15 protein-coding genes are annotated in these 16,351 nt (G+C 74.1%); 7 read left to right on the forward strand and 8 right to left on the reverse strand.

Annotated elements, in window-relative coordinates:
• Positions 1–82 precede the first annotated feature (82 nt).
• The 4 genes from ACH4TP_RS28210 to ACH4TP_RS28225 form a co-directional block, all read right to left on the reverse strand.
• On the reverse strand, positions 83–1,531 hold the full coding sequence (locus ACH4TP_RS28210; RefSeq protein WP_398439458.1) for a peptidoglycan D,D-transpeptidase FtsI family protein: 1,449 nt from the start codon (positions 1,529–1,531) through the stop codon (positions 83–85).
• Positions 1,532–1,597: 66 nt separating this feature from the next.
• A complete protein-coding gene (locus ACH4TP_RS28215) occupies positions 1,598–2,242 on the reverse strand; it encodes a response regulator (RefSeq protein ID WP_398439493.1) in 645 nt (214 codons plus the stop codon).
• A gap of 41 nt (positions 2,243–2,283) precedes the next feature.
• Positions 2,284–3,519: a sensor histidine kinase gene (locus ACH4TP_RS28220; protein WP_398439459.1), complete on the reverse strand. Its 1,236-nt coding sequence runs from the start codon at positions 3,517–3,519 to the stop codon at positions 2,284–2,286.
• Entirely contained in the window at positions 3,516–4,502 is a 987-nt protein-coding gene (locus ACH4TP_RS28225; RefSeq protein ID WP_398439460.1) for a hypothetical protein, read from the reverse strand. The genes ACH4TP_RS28220 and ACH4TP_RS28225 overlap by 4 nt, the downstream gene beginning before the upstream one ends.
• 163 nt (positions 4,503–4,665) lie before the next feature.
• Between ACH4TP_RS28225 and ACH4TP_RS28230 the strand changes: the two genes are divergently transcribed.
• Positions 4,666–5,163 carry a cupin domain-containing protein gene (locus ACH4TP_RS28230; RefSeq protein WP_398439461.1) on the forward strand — a complete coding sequence of 166 codons (498 nt, stop codon included), beginning with the start codon at positions 4,666–4,668 and terminating at the stop codon, positions 5,161–5,163.
• A gap of 3 nt (positions 5,164–5,166) precedes the next feature.
• Here the strand turns inward: ACH4TP_RS28230 and ACH4TP_RS28235 are convergent, their stop codons facing one another.
• Positions 5,167–5,937 (reverse strand): IclR family transcriptional regulator, encoded by a 771-nt coding sequence (locus ACH4TP_RS28235; protein WP_398439462.1) that lies wholly within the window; start codon positions 5,935–5,937, stop codon positions 5,167–5,169.
• Positions 5,938–6,086: 149 nt separating this feature from the next.
• On the opposite strand from ACH4TP_RS28235, the gene ACH4TP_RS28240 reads away from it, so the two are divergent.
• On the forward strand, positions 6,087–7,589 hold the full coding sequence (locus tag ACH4TP_RS28240) for an aldehyde dehydrogenase (NADP(+)) (RefSeq protein WP_389224231.1): 1,503 nt from the start codon (positions 6,087–6,089) through the stop codon (positions 7,587–7,589).
• A gap of 3 nt (positions 7,590–7,592) precedes the next feature.
• Here ACH4TP_RS28240 and ACH4TP_RS28245 read toward each other — a convergent pair whose 3' ends face one another.
• Positions 7,593–8,594 carry a zinc-dependent alcohol dehydrogenase family protein gene (locus ACH4TP_RS28245; RefSeq protein ID WP_398439463.1) on the reverse strand — a complete coding sequence of 334 codons (1,002 nt, stop codon included), beginning with the start codon at positions 8,592–8,594 and terminating at the stop codon, positions 7,593–7,595.
• A gap of 90 nt (positions 8,595–8,684) precedes the next feature.
• On the opposite strand from ACH4TP_RS28245, the gene ACH4TP_RS28250 reads away from it, so the two are divergent.
• Together ACH4TP_RS28250 and ACH4TP_RS28255 are read left to right on the forward strand one after the other, a co-directional pair.
• Entirely contained in the window at positions 8,685–9,599 is a 915-nt protein-coding gene (locus ACH4TP_RS28250; RefSeq protein WP_398439464.1) for an AraC family transcriptional regulator, read from the forward strand.
• 84 nt (positions 9,600–9,683) lie between these two features.
• Positions 9,684–11,249: a phosphatidylinositol-specific phospholipase C domain-containing protein gene (locus ACH4TP_RS28255; protein WP_398439465.1), complete on the forward strand. Its 1,566-nt coding sequence runs from the start codon at positions 9,684–9,686 to the stop codon at positions 11,247–11,249.
• Between the two features lie 115 nt (positions 11,250–11,364).
• Here the strand turns inward: ACH4TP_RS28255 and ACH4TP_RS28260 are convergent, their stop codons facing one another.
• Positions 11,365–12,732: an MFS transporter gene (locus tag ACH4TP_RS28260; protein WP_398439466.1), complete on the reverse strand. Its 1,368-nt coding sequence runs from the start codon at positions 12,730–12,732 to the stop codon at positions 11,365–11,367.
• Positions 12,733–12,802: 70 nt separating this feature from the next.
• On the opposite strand from ACH4TP_RS28260, the gene ACH4TP_RS28265 reads away from it, so the two are divergent.
• From ACH4TP_RS28265 to ACH4TP_RS28275, 3 genes are all read left to right on the forward strand, one after another.
• Positions 12,803–13,804: a GlxA family transcriptional regulator gene (locus ACH4TP_RS28265; RefSeq protein ID WP_389223478.1), complete on the forward strand. Its 1,002-nt coding sequence runs from the start codon at positions 12,803–12,805 to the stop codon at positions 13,802–13,804.
• Between the two features lie 64 nt (positions 13,805–13,868).
• On the forward strand, positions 13,869–14,576 hold the full coding sequence (locus tag ACH4TP_RS28270; RefSeq protein ID WP_389223475.1) for a DsbA family oxidoreductase: 708 nt from the start codon (positions 13,869–13,871) through the stop codon (positions 14,574–14,576).
• A 110-nt stretch (positions 14,577–14,686) separates the two neighbouring features.
• A complete protein-coding gene (locus ACH4TP_RS28275) occupies positions 14,687–15,757 on the forward strand; it encodes an aminotransferase class V-fold PLP-dependent enzyme (RefSeq protein ID WP_398439467.1) in 1,071 nt (356 codons plus the stop codon).
• Positions 15,758–15,794: 37 nt separating this feature from the next.
• On the opposite strand, the gene ACH4TP_RS28280 is transcribed toward ACH4TP_RS28275, so the two are convergent.
• Positions 15,795–16,310 (reverse strand): MarR family winged helix-turn-helix transcriptional regulator, encoded by a 516-nt coding sequence (locus tag ACH4TP_RS28280; RefSeq protein WP_398177253.1) that lies wholly within the window; start codon positions 16,308–16,310, stop codon positions 15,795–15,797.
• Positions 16,311–16,351: the final 41 nt, after the last annotated feature.

The raw sequence follows: 16,351 nt of genomic DNA on the forward strand, positions 1-16,351 counted from the left end.
ATGAGCGATCGGATCACGGGGCGTGCCCCTGCATATCGTGCGACGGGGGCCCACGGCCAATCGGCCCCCGCCCCCTGTCACTTCACCTCAGCGCCGCCTCCATCATCTTCTGCGCCACCGGGGCCGCCAGGCCGTTGCCGCTGACCTCGGAGCGGGCCGCGCCCGAGTCCTCGATCATCACCGCGACGGCGACCTGCTTCCCGGTCGAGGGGTCCTTGGCGTAGGAGGTGAACCAGGCGTACGGCGTCTTGCTGTTGTTCTCGCCGTGCTGCGCGGTGCCGGTCTTGCCGCCGACCTCGGCGCCGTCCACGGCCGCGTTGCTGCCGGTGCCCTTCTCGACGACGGTCACCATCGCGCTGCGCAGCTGCTCGGCAGTCGAGGAGGAGACGATCCGCTCGGTGTCCCCGTCCTTGTACGAGTTCAGCGCGTCGCCGTCGGAGTCGACGACCTCCGAGACCATGTGGGGGGCGGCGAGCAGGCCGTCGTTGGCGATCACGGCCGACACCATGGCCATCTGGAGCGGGGTGGCGGTCACGTCGAACTGGCCGATGCCGGTCAGCGCCGTCTGGGCCTTGTCCATGCCGGAGGGGTACACGCTCGCGTAGGCGCGGACGGGGACGTCCAGCTCGGCGTCGTTGAAGCCGAACTTCTCCGCCATCGCCCTCACCTTGTCCTGCCCCAGGTCGGCGGCCATCTTGCCGAAGACGTTGTTGCAGGAGTAGCGGAGCGCGGTGCGGATCGTGGCGTTCTCGCAGGGCGCGGAGGCGTTCTCGTTCCTCAGCACGGTCCGGGTGCCGGGCAGGGTGTACGGGTCGGGGCTCTCCGTTGCCGTGTCCACGGAGCCGTACAGGCCGTCCTCCAGGGCGGCGGCCGCGACGACCAGCTTGAACGTGGAGCCGGGCGGGAGCGGCTGCCGGAGCGCGCGGTTCACCAGCGGCTTGTCCTCGTCGGCCGTCAGCTGCTTCCAGACGTCGCCGTCGTTCGTCCCGGAGATCTTCGACGGGTCGTAGGACGGGGTGGACACCATGGCGAGGATCCGGCCGGTCGCCGGGTCGATGGCGACGGCCGCGCCCTTCTTGCTCCCGAGCGCCCGGTAGCCGGCCTTCTGCACGGCCGGGTCGATCGTGGTGACAACGGTGCCCGGCTGCTGCTGCTCGCGGGTGACGGCGTCCAGGGGGTTCTTCAGCCGGTCGTCGGTGCCGTCGAGGACCTTGGAGTAGATGCCCTCCAGCTGGGTGGCCCCGTACGCCTGCGAGCTGAAGCCCGTGACCGCCGCGTACAGCTCGCCGTCCGTGTAGGTGCGCTTGTACGCGAGATCCGATCCCTCCGTCCTCTTCGAGCCGGTGACCGGAGAACCGGCCACGACGATGTTCCCGAGCGGCTGCGCGTACTGCGCGATCGTCTTCCGCCGGTTCTTCGAGTCGTCCGCGAGCGCCGTGCCTTCGTACGCCTGCACCCAGGTGGCCCGCCCGAGGAGGGCGAGCACCAGGACGAGGACGAAGACCGACGTGTGCCTGATCGTCTTGTTCATCGCACTGAGGGGGACGAACGGGCCGGTGCGGGACGTTCCGGATGTGGCCCGTTTCTCAGCGAACCTTCATGTCCGGGGGCTGCGGGGTCCCGGGTCGGCCCGCCCCGCGAACCCCGACTCGTACGCCAGGATCACCGCCTGGGTGCGGTCGCGGGCGCCCAGTTTGGACAGGACCGCGGCGACGTGGGTCTTGACGGTGGCGGGGCCGACGCCGATGCGGTCGGCGATCTCGGCGTTGGTGAGGCCGGTGGTCACGAGGCGGAGGACCTCTGACTCGCGTTCGGTGAGGCGGGCGGCCCAGGGGGGTGGCGTCGGGGGGCGGCGGCGGGCGTGTTCGGCGGCCAGGCCGCGTACGGCGGCGGGGTAGAGGAGTGAGTCGGTGCGGGCGACGAGGCGGACCGCGCTCACCAGCTCTTCCGCCGCGGCCCGCTTCAGGAGGAAGCCGGCGGCGCCGACGCGCAGGGCGTCGTACACGTAGGAGTCGTTCTCGAAGGTGGTGACGACCACGATCCGGGGCGGTTCGGTCATTCCGGCGAGGATCTGTTCGGTGGCGCGGATCCCGTCGATCTCCGGCATCCGCACGTCCATGAGGACGACGTCCGGCCGCTCGGCCCGCACCACCGAGACGGCCTCGGCGCCGGTGGCGGCCTCGCCGACGACCTCGAGGTCGGGTTCCGCGTCGAGGATGACCCGCAGGGCCGTCCGGACCATCCGCTCGTCGTCGGCGAGGACGATCCTGATCGCCGGGGCGCTCACCGGGGGAGCCTTGCGGCGAGGCGCCAGACGCCGTCCGCCGGGCCCGCCTCGGCGGTGCCGCCGAGCAGCCGGGCCCGCTCGGCGACCCCGCGCAGGCCGCGCCCGCCGTCGGGCCGGGTGACCGGGGGACGGTCGGGCAGGGGGTTCTCCACGGTGATCTCCAACTCCTCGGTACGGGCGTCGAGCCGTACGGTGACGGGCGCGCCGCCCGCATGCCGGGCCGCGTTCGTCAGCCCTTCCTGGACGATCCGGTACGCCTCCCGGGACAGCGCCTCCGGTACGGAGCCCAGGGCCCCGCCGACGGTCAGCGCCACCCGCGGCCCGGCGCCCCGCACCAGGGCCTCCAGGGCGTCGAGCCCCGGGCCCGGACCCCGCTCCGGTGCCCCGTCGTTCCGCAGCACGCCGAGGACCCAGTCCAGTTCGCCGACCGTGCGCCGGGTGGTCTCCTCGATCGCGGTCAGCGCCTCCCGTACGAACTCCAGGTCGGCCGCGTCGCCGTCCAGGACCCGGCGGGCCGCGCCCGCCTGGAGGGTGACCGCGCTCAGGGCGTGGCCGACGGAGTCGTGCAGCTCGCGGGCGAGCCGGTTGCGGGACTCGGCCTCGGCGGCGCGCCGTTCGGCCGCCGCGAGCCGGTCCGCCGGGCTCGGCCCGAGCAGCCGGGGCGCCTGCCGGGCGAGCAGGGCGCCGGTGGCGGCGACGACGGCGGCGAGCGCGAGCAGCATCGCCAGGCCCGCGGGGAGCGCCGCCCAGACCCAGCCGGGCCGGTCGAGGCCCCAGAACCGGCCGAGTTCCGACTCCCGGAGTCCCGGCGAGAACGGCAGCGCCATGACCGCGACCGTGAACGGCGGCAGGGCCAGGGTCGCCCCGCTGACCAGCGCCCCGGCGCCCAGGTGCAGGGTGAACCAGCCCGCCGTCCGGGCCCTGGCCGCCCGGCCGCGCGCCGGGCCGTCCGCGAACCGGTCCGCCGCCACCCCGCACAGCGCCCGCGCCGCCGCCACCGACATCGGCCGGGCCAGCGGGAAGAGCGCGACGACCGCGGCGAGCGGCAGCCCCACCGCGTACGCCCCGAACTGCGTCCCGAGGCCGCCGGTGAACAGGCCGCCGTCGTCGAGCAGCGGCCCCACGACCAGCGAGCCGACCATCCAGAACGGCATGAACAGCGCGCCGCCCAGGATCAGATGGAGCCAGCGCAGCCTGGCCCGCTGCCCGAACAGGGCCTGCACCGGTCTCACGCCTCGGCGCTCCGGCGCCGCAGGAAGACGGCCACGCATGCGGCGAGCAGGAACCCGGTGATCATCTCGCCAGCGTAGGACAGCTGTACGAGCCCCGGGACCCGCTTCGTGGGATCCGCGTCCGGGAGCAGTGCGACGAGCGACATGTAGGCACCCCAGCAGCCGACCGCCGCCGATGACGTCCAGGCCAGGGCGAGCGTGGTGCGGACCCCGAGCCGGGCGGGCCGGCGCAGCACCAGGAAGAGGGTGAGGACGACGGCGACGGCGACGAAGCCGGCCGTCTGGGCCTCCAGGACGTGGAAGTCGGGGTCGCGTTCGGCGATCCGCCGGGGGGACAGGCCGGTCGTGGCGCCGGTCGCCCAGATCAGGTGGAGCGTCGCCGGCAGGAGCGCGACCACCGCGCCGACCAGGGCGGTGGCCCGTACCCCCGGCCCGGACGTACGGGCGGACAGCTCGCCGAGCCGGCCCCGCCAGACGTGGCCCCAGCGGTCCCGGGCGTACAGGGCGAACAGGGTGCCGAGGGCGAGGCCCTGGAGGATGAAACCGCTGTAGACGACGCCGAAGACCCAGTCGTCCAGGAAGGGTTCGCGGGGTGCGGCGGCCCGCTCGTCGCCGGTGAAGAGGGCGACCACGAGCTGCGTCGGGTAGCCGGTCATGATCGGGGCGAGCAGCCCGGTCGCCGCCCACATGGGCAGGGCGAGCAGCCAGGCGGGGAACCGGCGGCCCCAGGCCTGGGTGAGCAGCAGGGCGAGGGCGACGACGAGGACGTCGGCCAGCACGGTGGCCGAGTTGACGACCACCATCATCCGCCGGTGCTCCAGGAGGACGCTCCCGGCCGGGATGCCGATGTCGCTCCCCGCCACCCAGGCGACCTTGAGCGCGATGTACGGGAGGCAGGCGAGGATCGCGAGGACGCGCAGCGCCCGGCGGGCGGGAGCGGTCCCCGGTGCCGGAGCGGCCGCTGCCGGAGTGGTCTCTGTCATGGCTCCACGCTCCCGCGCGGGCCCCGGCCGCCACCTCCTGCCGGACGGTGAACCGCCTCCGCCGCACGGGGGAGGGGGCCTCCGCCCCGCACCGAATTGACCCGCCTATCCGGGGCTCGATTGCACCCCTTCCAGTGGTCAATGCCCTTCTAGGCTGGGGAACATGAACGAGACCGCGCCCTTCGCCCCGCTCCTCGCCCGCGCCGCCACCGCCGAGACCACCGCCGACCCGAGCAGCGTGATGACCCTCCTCGCCGACTCCGACACCACCGGCGGGCAGCTCACCAGCTACCGCTCCTCGTTCGCGAAGGGCGCGGTCGGCGCCCCGGCGCACTTCCACACCAGGGCCTCGGAGATGTTCTTCGTGCTCGGCGGCTCGCTCCAGGTCCTGGTCGGCGAGGAGCTGACCGTCCTGGAGCGGGGCGACTTCCTCCTCGTCCCGCCGCACACCCCGCACGCCTTCGCGGCGGCGCCCGGTGCCGAGGCCGACGTCCTCTTCGTCTTCACGCCCGGCACGGCCCGCTTCGACTACCTGCGCCTCCTCGGCCGCGTCATGCGGGGCGAGGCGAGCTCCGAGGAGATCAAGGCCTCCTCGGAGCAGTACGACAACCACTACGTCGAGAGCCCGGTGTGGCAGAAGGCCCTCGCCGACCGCGCATGACCTTCAGGGGCGGCGGGTCGCCGGCGTCATCCGGTCCCGCGCCTGGAACAGCGCGTCCTTGATCGCCCGCTCGTGGGCCGGGGTGAGCCGTGCCACCGGCACCGAGCAGCTGATCGCGTCCCGCGCCGGGGTCCGGTGGGGGATCACGACGCCGAAGCAGCGCAGCCCCAGCGTGGTCTCCTCGCGGTCCACCGCGTAGCCCCGCTCGCGGACGGTGCGCAGCTCCGCGATGAGCCGCTCGCGGTCGGTGACGGTGTGCTCGGTCAGCGCCGGGAGCGTCTCCGGGAGCATCCCGCGCACCTGCTCGTCGCTGTGGGTGGCGAGCAGCGCCTTGCCCAGCGCGGTCGAGTACGCGGGCAGCCGGCGCCCGACCCGGGTGAACGGCCGCAGGTGGTGCAGGGACTGACGGGTCGCCAGATGGACCACGTCGGTGCCGTCGAGCCGCGCCAGGTGGATGGTCTCGGTGGTGTCGTCGGAGAGCCGGTCGAGGGTGGGCCGGGCGGCGGCCACCACCTCGTCGCCGTCGAGGTACGAGGTGCCGACGAGCAGGGCCCGCACCCCGATCCCGTACCGCGTGCCCGTCGCGTCCGTCTCCACCCAGCCCAGCTCGACCAGGGTGCGCAGCAGCATGTACAGACTGGACTTGGGGTAGCCGACGGCCTCCTGGACGGCGGTGAGCGAGTGCGTCCCGGGACGTCCGGCGAAGAACTCCAGCAGCTCCACGGTCCGCACCGCGGACTTCACCTGTGCCCCGCCCGCGTCGGCAGTCGCCACGCCCCGCCCCCTTTTCCGCTGTCCGGCCGCCCACCGGCGCCCCGGCCTGGCGGGAGCCTTGTGGAGACGGCCGGGCCGTCAATAGAGTCCCCTCCGGAACGCGTTCATCTACGGGAACCGCGTTCAGAATAGCGAACAGGGGCGTGACGGTGGCGGCGGAATCGGTGTGGAGCGTGGACCCCAGGACGGGGAAGCCGCGCGAGCAGGTCGCGGTGGAGGCCACCCCCGAGGAGGTCGACCAGGCCGTCAGGTCCGCGCACGCCGCCCGGGGGGCGCTCGCCGACCGGGCGGTCCGGGCCGCCTTCCTCCGTACCGCCGCCGACCTCCTCGACGCCTCCGGCGAGCACGTCGTCGAGGCGGCCGACGCCGAGACCGCCCTCGGACCCGTCCGGCTCACCGGCGAACTCGCCCGCACCACCGCCCAGTTGCGGTCCTTCGCCGAGGTCGTCGAGGAAGGCTCCTTCCTCGACATCCGGATCGACCCGCCGGACCCCGGGGCCGTCCCGCCCCGCGCCGACCTGCGCCGCTGGAAGATCCCGCTGGGCGTCGTCGCCGTCTACGCCGCGAGCAACTTCCCGCTCGCCTTCTCCGTCCCCGGCGGCGACACCGCGAGCGCCCTCGCGGCCGGCTGCCCCGTGGTGGTCAAGGCCCACCCCGACCACCCGGCCACCTCCGAGCTCTGCGCCTCCCTGCTGCGCCGGGCCGCCGCCAAGGCCGGACTCCCCGAGGACGTCGTCGTCCTCGTCCACGGCTTCGACGCGGGCCTGGAGCTCGTCCGCCACCCGCTCGTCGCGGCGGCGGGCTTCACCGGCTCGGTCCGCGGCGGCCGCGCCCTCTTCGACGCGGCCGTCACCCGGCCCGTCCCCATCCCCTTCCACGGCGAACTCGGCTCCCTCAACCCGGTCGTGGTCACCGAGGCCGCCGCCGCGGAGCGCGCCGAGGAGATCGGCGCGGGGCTCGCCGCCTCCATGACCCAGGGCGCCGGCCAGTTCTGCACCAAGCCCGGCTTCGTCCTCGCCCCCCGGGGCGAGGACGGCGACCGCTTCCTCGACGCCCTCACCGCCGCCGTCAGCGACACCGAACCGGCCGTCATGCTCGACCACCGGATGCGGGACGCCTTCGTCGCCGGGGTCGCCGAACGCGCCGCGCTCGCCGGAGTCGACACCCCGGTCACCCCCGGCGCCGGCAGTGCCCACACGGTCAGCGCCGGAATCCTCGCCGTCGACGCCGCCGTGCTCACCGGGGGCGGCCACCACCTCCTCCTGGAGGAGTGCTTCGGACCGGTGACCGTCGTCGCCCGCTACTCCACCCGCGAGGAGGTGACCGCCGTCCTCGGCCTGCTCCCCGGCAACCTCACCGCCACCCTGCACAGCGCCGAGAACGCCGCCGAGGATCCAGCGGCCGCCCCGCTGCTCGCCGAGCTCACCCCGCTGGCCGGCCGCGTCCTCGTCAACGGCTGGCCCACCGGCGTCGCCGTCGCCCCCGCCCAGCACCACGGCGGCCCCTACCCGGCCACCACCTCCACCTCCACCTCGGTCGGCGCGACCGCGATCGAGCGCTGGCTGCGCCCGGTCACGTACCAGTCGACGCCCGACCACCTCCTCCCGCCCGAGCTCCGCGACGGCAACCCGCTGGGAGTCCCGAGGCGCTGACGGTCAGAGCCTGACCACGATCTTCCCGAGGTGCGCGTTCGACTCCATCAGCCGGTGGGCGTCGGCGATCCGCTCCAGACCCTCGAAGGTCTCGGCGATCACCGGCGCCAGGGAGCCGTCCCGCAGCCCCGAGCCGATGAACCCGGCCGCACGCCGCCGACCCTCCGCCGTCCTGGCGAGCGCCCCGTTCGCGTACGTGTGCGTGGTCAGCGGCCAGTTCCGCGACAGCTCGACCGGCCGCGGGTCCTGCCAGCCGTAGAGCACGGCGGTGCCGCCGGTCCGCAGCGCGTCCCCGAGCCGGGCGAAGCCGGGCCCGCCGATCGCGTCGAAGGCCAGGTCGGCGCCCGTGCCACCGGTGACCTTCCGGACCCCGTCGACCAGGTCCTCGGTGTCCGTGGCGATCACGTGCGCCGCCCCGAGCTCCAGGAGCCGCCTCCGCTTCCCCTCGCCCCGGGTGGTGGCGATCGGCACCGCGCCGACCCGCAGCGCGACCTGGATCGCGGCGGTGCCCACCGAGCTGGACGCCCCCGTGATCACCACGTGCTCGCCCGCGCCGAGACCGCCGGTCAGCACCATCCCGCCGTACGCGGTGAAGTAGCTCAGCCACACCGCCGCCGCCGTCACCGCGTCCACCCCCTCGGGCCGGGCCACCACGTACTCCTCCGGGAGCACCACCCGCTCCGCGTGCACCCCGTACGTCCCGAAGTCGAAGTTGGCCGCCGCCATCACCGGGTCGCCCGGGGCGTACGCCGTGACGCCCGCGCCGACCGCCTCGACCACGCCCGCCGCCTCGTAGCCGAGCCGCGAACCCGGCAGTGTCGCCGGGTAGTAGTAGGCGCCGGCGCGGAACAGCGCCTCGGCGCGGTTGAGCCCGATCGCCTCGACCCGGACCAGCACCTCCCCGGGACCGGGCGCCGGCAGCGGCACCTCCTCGACCTTCAGCACCTCGGGTCCGCCGAGCTCGTGGAACAGAACCGCCTTCGTCGTCATGCCTGTTGTCGTCATGCCCCTGACGTTAGGAGCGGCGGGGAAGACGATCCATGTCTCCCCGGCTTCCCGCCATGTCCGATCGTCTCGGGCGCTACCGTTCGGACCATGGACGTACTGAGCGACGCCATCGCCGTCATGCGCACCGGACGCCCGCACTCCTCCCGCACCGTCCGCTTCGCCCCCTGGGGCTACCGCTTCCCCCCGAGCATGGGCGCCGGATTCCACGTCGTCCTCCAGGGCTCCGCCTGGCTGCTGCCCCCGGACGACGGCGCCCCCGTCCGGCTCGGCCCCGGTGACGTCGTCCTCGTCGCCCACGCCACTGGGCACGGCCTCGCCGACCGGCCCGACACCCCGCTCGTCGAGGCGGTGCCCACCCCCGACGGCTCCTGGCCCACCCGGCCCCACCGGGGGCCCGTCGGCGCCGACGAGACCCTGCTGCTCTGCGGCGCCTACCAGCTCAGCCGGGCCCACGCCCACCCCCTGCTCACCGAGCTGCCGCCGTACGTCCACCTCCCCGCCCGGGTCGGCGCCCACCCCCGGCTGCGGGTCGCCGTCGACCTCCTCGGCGCCGAACTCGCCGAACCCCAGCCGGGCTCCGACGCGATCGTCCCCGCGCTCCTCGACACGCTGCTCCTGTACCTGCTGCGCACCTGGTGGCTCACCGAACGCGCCGACCGCTCCACCGGCTGGTCGGCCGCGCTGAGCGACCCCGCCGTCTCGGCCGCCCTGCGCGCCCTGCACGGCGACCCGGCCCGCGCGTGGACGGTCGAGGAGCTCGGCGCGCTCGGCGGCCTCTCCCGCGCCGCCTTCGCCCGCCGCTTCACCACCCTCGTCGGCCGCCCGCCCCTCGCCTACCTCACCTGGTGGCGCATGACCACGGCCGGCCGCCTCCTCCGCTCCGACGACCTCCCCCTCCGCGCGATCGCCGAACGCTCCGGCTACTCCTCGGAGTTCGCCTTCGCCAAGGCCTTCAAGCGGGAGTACGGGGTGGCGCCCGGTCGCTACCGCAGGGGTGCGTAGGGCGTTAGCGGAACGTCAGTGGAACGCCAGTCGTGGCGGCCAGACTGGGCCCCGCACCGCCCCCCTCACCCGGACTGGAGTCTCATGTCCCGCCCCACCCCCCGCGCCAAGGGCGCCGGATCGCCCCGGCGCTCCCGCCGGCTGACCGGCCTGATGACGGCCGCCTGTCTCGCCCTGGGAGCCGCGCTGCTGACGCCCGTCACCGCCGACGCGGCGGGTTCGACGAACCAGGACGCCTACCGGAACATCGGGCAGCCGGACCGGGCCGAGTGGATGTGGGGCGTCGCGAGCGACACCCCGCTGTCGAACATGTCCATCCCCGGCACCCACGACACGCTCGCCATCCACAACGGCACCAGCGTGCAGACGCAGGAGGACTGGGGCGACAGCGCGGACACCCTGACGGCGCAGCTGGAGCGGGGCATCCGGGCCATCGACATCCGGGCCCGGGTCTCCGGGGGCTCGGCCTTCACGATCCACCACGCCGTGTACTACCAGCAGGCCAACTTCGACGACGTCCTGACCAAGGCGCAGTCCTTCCTCCGCGCGCATCCGACCGAGACGATCGTGATGCGTCTGAAGTCCGAATGCCCCTACTCGGGCGCGGGTGCCTTCGACTGCGCGCACGACCCGAAGTCGGTGACCCCGGCGACGGTCAGGTCGATCTTCGCCGGCTATGTGGCGAGGTACCCCGGCCTCTTCTACGCGCCGTCGACGTCGGGTTCCGGCCGGGCGGACGTCCCGACGCTCGGGCAGGTCCGCGGCAAGCTGGTCCTGGGCAGCTTCGACAGCGTCGACAGCGACGGCTACGGGATCAAGGGCTTCAACGACCGCATGGAGGACCACTGGGCGGCGGAGACCGTCGCCGAGAAGTGGGGCTACGTCAAGGGCAACGTCGACCAGGCGCGCTCCGGCCGCCCCGGCGACATGTACGTGACGTACTCGTCCGCGTCCAAGGCCCCCTTCGGCCTGTTGCCGTCCGACTACGCCGGCGGCTGGAAGCTGGGCAACGAGAACGGTGACATCGTCCACGAGGAACCCGGTGTCAACGTCCAGCTGATGAAGCACCTCAACAGCACCACCGGCCGGGTCGGCATCGTCATGACGGACTTCCCCGGCTGGGGCCTGGTCAACGCGATCATCGACCACAACGCCGACAACGCCGTCAGGGGCGGCAACCGTACGATCTGGCTGGTCAACGCCGACAAGACCTACGTCAACAGCCTGTACGGCCGCTGCATGGTCCGGGGCCCCGAGTTCGACAGCTCCAAGACCGGCGGCCTGGTCACCCAGCGCGAGTGCCAGTCGACCCCGCCCAGCAGCCACCAGTGGGGGGCCGAGAAGCCGTCGACGTACGACGGCAAGGGCTACTACTGGATCAAGGCGAGCAACGGCAAGTGCCTGACCGTCCCCTACAACAACGGCACCCCGCCGGGCTCCGGCACCCAGCTCTTCTGGTGGGACTGCGAGACCCGCTGGTTCTCCGGCAGCCAGCTGTGGAACATCATCCCGACCAAGCTCGCCACCGCGACGGGGTCCCGGCCGGCCTACCAGTTCATCAACAACTGGACGGGCCTGTGCCTGTCGATGGATCCGGCCACCGCCGCCACCGCGGGCGGCAAGGTCACCCAGGAGACCTGCTCCAGGTAACGCCCGCCCGCAAGGGGTCCGGAGCGCGACGCGCCCGCCCCGTCCACGCCCCAGGCCGTCCTCTCCCCCGGAGGGCGGCCTGGCCGTGTCGCCCCGGCGCGGCACGCCCCGGCCCTCAACGGCTCCGACGGCGCGGCAGCCGCAGCGAGACCAGGGTGGTCAGGGTCAGCAGGCCGGCGCTGATCAGCAGGGTCGTCGGGAGCGCCGTGTCGAAGCCCCGGGCCGCGAGCGAGCCGAAGACCGCGATCGCGAGCGCGCCCGCCGTCTGCCGGATCGCGTTCAGGAGGCCCGCCGCGGTGCCCGCCCGCTCCGCCGGGACGGCCTCCATCATCGCCGCGATCAGCGGCGGCAGGGAGAAGCCGGCCCCGAGCGCCAGCGGCACGAGGAGCAGGGCCTGCGCCACCCGCGAGGAGTCCGCGTCCACGGTGAGCAGGCCGAGGAGCCCGGCCACGGCGACCACCTGGCCCAGGACGATCGGCAGACGCGCCCCGTACCGCGCCGCCACCCTCGCCGACAGGATGTTCACCCCGGCGAGCAGCCCCGTCATCGGCAGGAACATCAGCCCCGCGCCGAGCGCCGAGAGCCCGAGGACCTGCTGGAAGAAGAGGCCGAACACGAAGACCATCCCGTAGAAGGCCACGCTGTTCGCCGAGCCCGCCAACACCGCCACCGCGACCGTCGTGTTCCGGAACAGCCCGAGCGGGACCATCGGATGCCGCCGCCGCGCCTCGATCAGCAGGAACGCGGCGAAGGACACCAGCGCGACCCCCAGCGCCCACCAGGCCTCCGCGCCGCCCTCGATCGCGGCGAAGGTCAGCGCCCCGAGCGCCGCCATCGCGGTCAGCTGCCCCGGCAGGTCCAGCGGGGCCGACCGGCGCTCCGAACGCGCGACCCGGGTCAGCAGGGCGAGCGCGAGGAGCCCGAGGGGCAGGTTGATGAAGAAGATCCCGCGCCAGCTCCAGGCCGTGGTCAGCGCCCCGCCCGCGACCGGGCCGAGGGCCACCGCCACCGTGCCGCCCGCCGCCCACAGCGACACCGCGCGGGCCCGCCGCCCGGGATCGCCGTACGCCTCCCGTACGAGGGCGAGCGAGGCCGGCAGCATCACGGCCGCTGCCGCGCCCTGCACCGTCCGGGCCGCCAGGAGCCCGGGGAGGCCGGGGGCCAGGCCGCAGGCGGCCGAGGCGAGGGTGAAGACGACGACCCCCGCCCCGTACGCCCTGCTCGCCCCGACCCGGTCGGCGAGCGCCCCGCTGGAGAGCAGCAGCGCGGCGAAGGCCAGCGTGTACGCGTCGACCACCCATTGCAGGCCCGTCATCCCGACCCGCAGGTCGGCGCCGATCGCGGGCAGGGCGACGTTCACGACGGAGGTGTCGAGGGTGATGAGGGCGAAACCGAGCATGGCGGCGGCGAGGGCCGGGCCGGGGGAGGCGGAGGGGGCGTCGCGACGGACAACGGGGGCCTTGGTGAGGGCTGTTGAGGACATGGGTCCAGCTTCGTGACCTGCGGACCCGTACAGTAGTGGCTGGAATGCCATACGACCGGAGGTTCTGGCCATGACCGTCGAGTCCCGCGTCCGGGGCGTCCAGCGCGTCGCCGTGATCGCCGCCCCGCCCGTCTCGATGTTCAACCTGGCCATCCCGGAGATGCTCTTCGGCAAGGTCGAGATCGACGGCGGGCCCGGGTACGAGACGGTCATCTGCGCCCCCGACCCGGGGCCCGTCACCACCACCGGCGGCCTCGACCTGGTCGTCCCGCGCGGGCTCGACGCGGTCGAGGGGGCGGACACCGTGATCCTCGCGGGCAGCGGCGCGTACACGGACCCCGACCCGCGCGTCCTCGACGTCCTGCGCGCGACCGCCGGCGCCGGCAAGCGGATCGCCTCCATCTGCACCGGCGCCTTCGCGCTCGCCGAGGCCGGACTGCTCGACGGCCGGGCGGCGACGACGTACTGGGCCTATCGGCCGCTGCTCGCCGCCCGGCACCCCGCCGTCGACCTCCAGGACGACGTCCTCTTCGTCCAGGACGGCCCCGTGCTCACCTCCTCCGGGTACGCGGCGGGCATCGACCTCTGCCTCCACGTCATCCGCACCGACCACGGCGCCGCCGTCGCCAACGCCGTGGCCCGGCTCGCCCTCGTCGCGCCCGTCCGGCCCGGCGGCCAGACCCAGTTCACCCAGACCCCGCTGCCGCCCGAGCGCGGGGTCTCCTTCGCCGACACGCGCGCGTGGGCGATGGAACACCTCGACGAACCCCTCGGCCTCGGCGACCTCGCCCGGCATGCCGGGGTCTCCGTGCGCACCCTCTCCCGCCGCTTCCACGCGGAGACCGGTGTCAGCCCGCTCCAGTGGCTGCTCCACCAGCGCGTCGAGCGGGCGAAGGAGCTCCTGGAGACCACCACCCTCCCCATGGACCGGCTGGCCCGCGCGAGCGGCCTCGGCACGGCGGACTCCCTCCGGCAGCACCTCCTGCGCCGCACCGGCCTCACCCCGAGCGCCTACCGGGCCTCCTTCAACCGCATGGTGCCGCGCCTCACACCGGGGCCGGAAACGGAATGAACCGGACCGGCGCGCGCGTTCCCCCTGCGGTACACCCCATCGGAACCCCTCGGAGAGAAGTCACATGCGCGTCGAGATCTGGAGCGACATCGCCTGCCCCTGGTGCTACATAGGCAAGGCCCGCTTCGAGAAGGGGCTCGCGGCCTTCGCCCACCGCGACGACGTCGAGGTCGTGCACCGCTCCTTCGAGCTCGACCCGCACCGCGCCAAGGGCGACACCGGCCCGGTCCTGGAGATGCTGGCGAAGAAGTACGGCCGCACCCTCGACGAGGCCCGCGCCATGGAGGCGCACGTCGCGTCGAACGCGCACTCCGAAGGCCTCGACTACCTCACCGACGGCCGCGACCACGGCAACACCTTCGACATCCACCGGCTCCTGCACCTCGCCAAGGAGCGCGGCCGTCAGAACGAGCTCCTGGACCTGGCCTACCGGGCCAACTTCGCCGAGGAGCGCTCCGTCTTCGACGCCGAGACCCTGGTGGCCCTCGGCGTGGAGGCGGGTCTCGACGAGGCCGAGGTCCGGGCCGTCCTCGCCGACGAGACCGCGTACGCCGACGCCGTACGGGCGGACGAGCGCGAGGCCGCCGAACTCGGCGCCAACGGCGTGCCGTTCTTCGTCCTCGACCGCCGCTACGGCGTCTCCGGCGGCCAGCCCGCCGAGGTCTTCACCCAGGCCCTGGAGCAGGCCTGGCAGGGCCGCGTCCTCCAGCCGGTCGGCTCCGACGCGGAGGTCTGCGGCCCGGACGGCGCCTGCGAGGTCCCGCAGGCCTGAGCCTCCGACCCGCCTCACCGCTTCCGACCTGCGGAGACAAGCGCGTCCTGGGTTTTCCCCACGGTCGGATCGCCATTGACGGGTGATCGTGGGGAACCCAGGGTGGGGACATGGATTCCCTTGACCGGTCGCTCGACCAGCCGCTCGGCGGCGCCGAGTTCGCGCCCAAGAAGACGTATCTGAACACCTCCGCCTGCGGACTGCTGCCCCGCCGGACCGTCGAGGCGGTCACCCTCCTCGCCGAGGAGACCGCCGACGGCCGTCCCGGCGGCGCCGGCGACTTCGACCTCGTGGACGAGGCCCGTGCCGCCTTCGGCCGGATCGCCGGGGTGGCCCCCGAGCGCGTCGCCGTGGGCAGCTCGGTCGCGGTGCACTGCGGAATGATCGCCCAGTCGCTGCCCACCGGGTCCGAGGTCCTCTTCCCCGAGGGCGACTTCTCCTCCGTCATCACCCCCTTCACGATCCGGGGCGACCTCAAGGTCCGCTTCGCGCCCCTGGAGCGGCTCGCCGAATCCGTGCGGCCCGGGACCGCGCTCGTCGCCTTCTCCGCCGTGCAGTCGGCGGACGGGCGCACGGCCGACTTCGCGGCGATACGGGAGGCGGCGGCCGCCCACAGCGCGCGCACCCTCATGGACGCCACCCAGTCGGCGGGCTGGCTGCCGCTGCGCGCGGGGGAGTGGGACTACACGGTCGCCGGCGGCTACAAGTACCTGCTCTGTCCGCGCGGGGCGTCCTTCCTGACCGTCACCGAGGAGGCGCAGGACTCGCTCCTCGCCATCCACGCGGGCTGGGTCACGGGCGAGGAGCTGTGGGTGAACAGCTACGGCCCGGTCCGTGAACTGGCCCGCTCCGCCCGCCGGTTCGACGAGCCGGCGGCCTTCCTCTCGTACCACGGGGCGGCCCGTTCGCTCGCCCTCCTGGAGGAGATCGGCATCGAGCGGATCGAGGCCCACGACAAGGGGCTCGCGGCCCGCTTCCGCTCCGGGCTCCTCGCCCTCGGGCACGCGCCGGTCACGGACGACTCGACGGTCGTCGCCGTCCCCGGCCTCGGCGACCGGGCGGACGCCCTGCGCGAGGCCGGCGTCCTGCTCTCGGCCCGCGCGGGCAACCTGCGGGCCTCCTTCCACCTGTACAACACGGCGGCGGACGTGGACCGCGTCCTGGAGGTCCTGGCGGGCTGAGCGGGCGGCGCGCCGCGGTTCGGCGGCGCGCCGCGCTTCAGCAGACGGCGCCCGGGCCGGGCGGGCAGTCGCCCTCCTCCTCGCTCAGGTTCCCGTCCAGGAGGCCGAGCAGGCGGGCGAGCTCCGCCCGGTCGGCCGGGGCGAGCCCGGCGAGGGTGCTCTCCTCCAGGTCGGCCCAGGCGCCCTCGACCCCGGCGCGCAGGGCCAGGCCCTGTTCCGTCGCCTCGACGAGGACCGCGCGCCGGTCGGCCGGGTCCGGGCTGCGGCGGACGTATCCGCACTGCTCCATGCGCTGGAGCATCTTCGTCACCGTGGAGGGGTCGAGGCCGAGGGACTGGATGAGCTCCGACTGGCGGGCCGCCCCGCAGTCCCACAGGCGCATCATCATCAGCTCCTGGCCCGGGTAGAGGCCGAGGTCCTTCAGCCGCCGGCCCATGGCGCTCCGGTGGAGCCGCGCGACCCGCGCGAGGGACTCGCTGACGGTTCCGGCGCAGGCGGCGGAGGGGCGCGGCCCGGTGGGCCGGGTGGTACAGACGGGGTCGGTTCCAGGCATGGGGGCTCCTCGGGACGGCTCTTCACAAGATTACCTTGGCT

This window comes from Streptomyces sp. NPDC021012, assembly GCF_044333355.1.
GTDB lineage: Bacteria > Actinomycetota > Actinomycetes > Streptomycetales > Streptomycetaceae > Streptomyces.